At 74.2% G+C, this 4244-nt stretch carries 5 protein-coding genes, 1 pseudogene and 1 riboswitch; of the genes and pseudogenes, 4 read left to right on the top strand and 2 right to left on the bottom strand.

The genetic code is table 11. From position 1 onward, the window contains the following. Positions 1–162: 162 nt before the first annotated feature. Positions 163–672, bottom strand: a pseudogene (locus H5J33_RS25515) (FAD-dependent oxidoreductase); the annotation flags it as partial. Between the two features lie 32 nt (positions 673–704). Then, entirely contained in the window at positions 705–1055 is a 351-nt protein-coding gene (locus H5J33_RS25520; protein WP_181797216.1) for a hypothetical protein, read from the bottom strand. 53 nt (positions 1056–1108) lie between these two features. After that, positions 1109–1219: riboswitch (TPP riboswitch) on the top strand. Here H5J33_RS25520 and thiO point away from each other — a divergent pair. The 4 genes from thiO to H5J33_RS25540 form a co-directional block, all read left to right on the top strand. Further along, positions 1217–2386 carry a glycine oxidase ThiO gene (gene thiO / locus H5J33_RS25525; protein ID WP_181797217.1) on the top strand — a complete coding sequence of 390 codons (1170 nt, stop codon included), beginning with the start codon at positions 1217–1219 and terminating at the stop codon, positions 2384–2386. It overlaps the preceding riboswitch by 3 nt. Next, on the top strand, positions 2383–2595 hold the full coding sequence (thiS, locus tag H5J33_RS25530) for a sulfur carrier protein ThiS (RefSeq protein ID WP_181797218.1): 213 nt from the start codon (positions 2383–2385) through the stop codon (positions 2593–2595). Before thiO ends, thiS begins: the two co-directional genes overlap by 4 nt. A 3-nt stretch (positions 2596–2598) precedes the next feature. Continuing rightward, entirely contained in the window at positions 2599–3393 is a 795-nt protein-coding gene (locus tag H5J33_RS25535; RefSeq protein WP_181797219.1) for a thiazole synthase, read from the top strand. A 102-nt stretch (positions 3394–3495) separates the two neighbouring features. Further along, positions 3496–4244 (top strand): protein kinase domain-containing protein (locus H5J33_RS25540; protein WP_181797220.1); only part of this gene is annotated, 749 nt, incomplete at its 3' end.

Below are 4244 nucleotides of genomic sequence, written 5' to 3' on the forward strand. Positions count from 1 at the left end.
CCGCTGCCCGAAGTCGACGGCGCGCTCGCGGAGATCGCGTACGCCTTCGACGCGCTGCACGCCGACGGCGTCGTGGCGCGTGCATGGTGGAGTTCGTCTTCGACACCGCCCGCGCCCTCACCGACCTGGTCTTCGCCGACACCCTCGAACGCCATCCGGACCCTCGCGTGCGGCGGTGGCGAACTCGGCGCCGATCCAGCCGGCGCCCACCACCACGATGTCGTGCTGCCGGGCGAGGACGGGGCGCAGCCGTGCGGCGTCGTCCAGGGTGCGCAGCAGATGCGTGCCGGGCACGCCCTCGGCGCCGGGCAGGTTGACCGGTTCGGCGCCGGTGGCGAGGACGAGGACGTCGTAGGGCACCACGCCGTGCTCGGTGTCCAGCTCGCGCGCGGCGGGCCTGAGGCCGTGCACCTCGCAGCCGAGCCGCAGTCCGACGCCGAGGGACTCGAAGTCCACGTCGAAGGCGGAGCCCTCGGCCGTGCCCAGCAGCACCGCCTTGGACAGCGGCGGCCGGTCGTACGGCTGGTGCGGTTCGGCGCCGATGACGGTCACCGGACCCTTGAAGCCCTGTTCCCGCAGGGCGACCGCGGTCTGCACCCCGGCCATGCCCGCGCCGACGACGACCACGCGCCGTCGCTGTGCCGTGCCCTCGTGCGGTGTCTGCTCGCTCACGCGATCACCTTAGACACATGACGGAACGTCAGTCAGCGGGCGTGCTCGGTGACCTGCTCCACAACGCTGGTGCCGGAGCCCGGCGCGGACTCCCACTCCCAGCTCTCCGCGAGCCGCAGCCGCCCGTCCGCCAGCTCCTCGACCGTGGACACACAGTGCCCCGAGGCGGTCGTCCCGTCGGTCCTGAGCTGCACGTACCGGAAGTCCAGCCGGTCCCCCTCGCGGGTGCCGACCAGATGGCCGCGTACCACGTCACCGCCCGCGTACTCGGCCCAGACCGCACCGTCCTGTTCGTGGTAGGCGAACCGGGTGCGGGTCCCCACCTGCCCCGGCGCCTGGTCCGACACGGGGGCGAAGAAGAGTCCGTCGAGTGAACGGGCCATGGAACGGGGCTCCCTTACGGGTGAGGAGGGGGGCGGGCTAGGGTGGCCACCGTACAAGCACTCGCGGGAGCCCGGACGACCGGGCTGAGAGGGAGGCTCGCGGCCTCCGACCGTACGAACCTGATCCGGGTCATGCCGGCGAAGGGAGGGGCTCACCGCCCATGTCCTCACGTACGTCCGACGTCCTCGTCATCGGGGGCGGAATCATCGGCCTGGTCACGGCCTGGCGCGCGGCGCAGCGCGGGCTCGCCACGGCCGTCGTGGACCCCGCGCCCGGGGGCGGGGCCGCGCAGGTGGCGGCCGGGATGCTGGCCGCGGTCACCGAGCTGCACTACGGCGAGGAGACCCTGCTCGGCCTGAACCTGGCCTCCGCGCGCCGCTATCCGCAGTTCGCGGCCGAGCTGACCGAGCTGACCGGTCACGACCTCGGCTACCGCCGCTGCGGCACCCTCGCCGTCGCGCTGGACTCCGACGACCGCGCCCACCTGCGTGAACTGCACGCCCTCCAGCAGCGCCACGGCCTGGAGTCGGAATGGCTGTCCGGGCGGGAGTGCCGGCGCCTGGAGCCGATGCTGGCGCCGGGGGTGCGCGGCGGGCTGCGGGTCGACGGCGACCACCAGATCGATCCGCGCCGGCTGGCGGCGGCCCTGGTCGTGGCCTGCGAGCGGTCCGGTGTGGTGTTCCACCGGGTCCGGGCCGAGCGCCTGGACGTCGCCGGGGACCGGGCCGTCGGTGTCACCACGGCCGACGGCACCGGGCTGCGCGCCGAGCGGGTGGTCCTCGCCGCGGGCAGCCTGAGCGGGCGCCTGGCGGGCGTGCCGCCCCAGGTGCTGCCTCCGGTGCGGCCGGTCAAGGGGCAGGTGCTGCGGCTGTCCGTGCCGCCCCGGTACGCGCCGTTCCTGAGCCGGACCGTACGGGCCGTGGTGCGCGGCGGCCCGCTGTACCTGGTGCCCCGGGAGAACGGGGAACTGGTCGTCGGCGCCACCAGCGAGGAGCTGGGCTGGGACACCACGGTCACCGCCGGGGGCGTGTACGAGCTGCTGCGCGACGCCCACGAGCTGGTGCCCGGCATCACCGAACTGCCGCTCACCGAGACCCGGGCCGGACTGCGCCCCGGCTCCCCCGACAACGCGCCGCTGCTCGGCCCGTCCCACCTGGCCGGGCTGCTGCTGGCGACCGGGCACTACCGCAACGGGGTGCTGCTGACGCCGGTCACCGGAGACGTGCTGGCGCACACCCTGGCCACCGGTGAGCTTCCCGAAGAGGCACGTCCGTTCACCCCCCGGCGCTTCGGTGCCGCCCACACGGAACAGCTGGAGCAGCCCGTATGAGCAACTCCGTCACCATCTCCGTCAACGGCGAACCCCGCCGTGTCGCCCCGGGCACCGCGCTGGACGCGCTGGTGCGGACCCTCACCGCGGCGCCGCGCGGGGTGGCCGCCGCCGTCAACGAGACCGTCGTCCCGCGCGCCGAGTGGGCGACGACCGCGCTCGCCGAGGGCGACCGCGTCGAAGTCCTCACCGCCGTACAGGGAGGCTGAGCCATGGCCGACGATCCGCTGGTCCTCGGGGACCTCGCCTTCTCGTCCCGGCTGATCATGGGCACGGGCGGGGCACCCAGCCTGGAGGTGCTGGAGCGGGCGCTGGTCGCCTCCGGCACGGAGCTGACGACGGTGGCGATGCGCCGGGTGGACCCCTCGGTGCACGGCTCGGTGCTGTCGGTGCTGGAGCGGCTCGGCATCCGGGTGCTGCCGAACACGGCGGGCTGCTACACCGCCGGCGAGGCCGTGCTGACGGCCCGGCTGGCCCGGGAGGCGCTGGGCACGGACCTGGTCAAGCTGGAGGTCATCGCCGACGAGCGGACGCTGCTGCCGGACCCGGTGGAGACGCTGGAGGCGGCGGAGACGCTGGTCGACGAGGGTTTCACGGTGCTGCCGTACACCAATGACGACCCGGTGCTGGCGCGCCGGCTGGAGGACGTCGGGTGCGCCGCCGTCATGCCGCTGGGTTCGCCGATCGGGTCCGGGCTCGGGATCCGCAACCCGCACAACTTCCGGCTGATCGTGGAGCAGGCGGGTGTGCCGGTGATCCTTGACGCCGGGGCCGGTACGGCGTCCGACGCGGCGCTGGCGATGGAGCTGGGGTGCGCGGGGGTGATGCTGGCCTCCGCGGTGACGCGGGCGCAGGACCCGGAGCTGATGGCGTCCGCCATGAAGCTGGCCGTGGAGGCGGGCCGGCAGGCCCGGCTGGCGGGCCGGATCCCGCGCAGGTACCTCGCCGAGGCGTCGTCGCCGGCGGAGGGGCTGGCCCGGCTGGATCCGGAGCGGCCGGCGTTCTAGTCCGGGGGCGCGACGTGTGTCGCGTCACAGGTCGGCTTCAGTAGCGGTGCCGCGCCCGGCGGACGGGCGGGCCCGCCGGCCGGTCCTCGTAGACTCGCCTGCGTGGATACGACCCTTCAGGACCCCCTCGTCGGGCAGGTGCTCGACGGCCGGTACCGCGTCGACTCGCGGATCGCGGCGGGCGGGATGGCCACGGTCTACCGGGCCCTGGACACCCGCCTGGACCGTGTGCTCGCGCTGAAGGTGATGCACCCGGCCCTCGCCGCCGACGGGTCCTTCGTCGAGCGGTTCATCCGGGAGGCCAAGTCGGTCGCCCGGCTCGACCACCCCAACGTGGTGCAGGTCTTCGACCAGGGCACCGACGGGTCGTACGTCTACCTGGCGATGGAGTACATCGCCGGCTGCACCCTGCGGGACGTGCTGCGCGAGCGCGGGGCCGTGCAGCCGCGGGCCGCGCTGGACATCCTGGAGCCGGTGCTCGCCGCGCTGGGCGCCGCGCACCGGGCCGGGTTCGTGCACCGGGACATGAAGCCGGAGAACGTGCTGATCGGCGACGACGGCCGGGTCAAGGTGGCCGACTTCGGGCTGGTGCGTTCGGTGGACACGGTGACCAGCACCACGGGCGCCGTGCTCGGCACCGTCTCCTATCTCGCGCCCGAGCAGATCGAGAACGGCACCACGGACCCGCGCGTCGACGTGTACGCGTGCGGGGTGGTGCTGTACGAGATGCTGACGGGCGCCAAGCCGTACTCCGGGGACTCCCCGGCCCAGGTGCTCTACCAGCACCTGCACGCCGACGTGCCGCCGCCCTCCGCGCTGGTGCCGGGGCTGCCGGCGGTGCTGGACGAGCT

The sequence above is a fragment of the Streptomyces sp. WELS2 genome, assembly GCF_013870595.1.
Classification (GTDB): Bacteria; Actinomycetota; Actinomycetes; order Streptomycetales; family Streptomycetaceae; genus Streptomyces.

Excerpts from the sequence above, each read along its gene's own strand:
- thiS (WP_181797218.1), top strand. The coding sequence starts at position 2,383 with ATGAGCAACTCCGTCACCATCTCCGTCAACGGCGAACCCCGCCGTGTC.
- H5J33_RS25520 (WP_181797216.1), bottom strand. The coding sequence starts at position 1,055 with ATGGCCCGTTCACTCGACGGACTCTTCTTCGCCCCCGTGTCGGACCAG.
- thiO (WP_181797217.1), top strand. The coding sequence starts at position 1,217 with ATGTCCTCACGTACGTCCGACGTCCTCGTCATCGGGGGCGGAATCATC.
- H5J33_RS25535 (WP_181797219.1), top strand. The coding sequence starts at position 2,599 with ATGGCCGACGATCCGCTGGTCCTCGGGGACCTCGCCTTCTCGTCCCGG.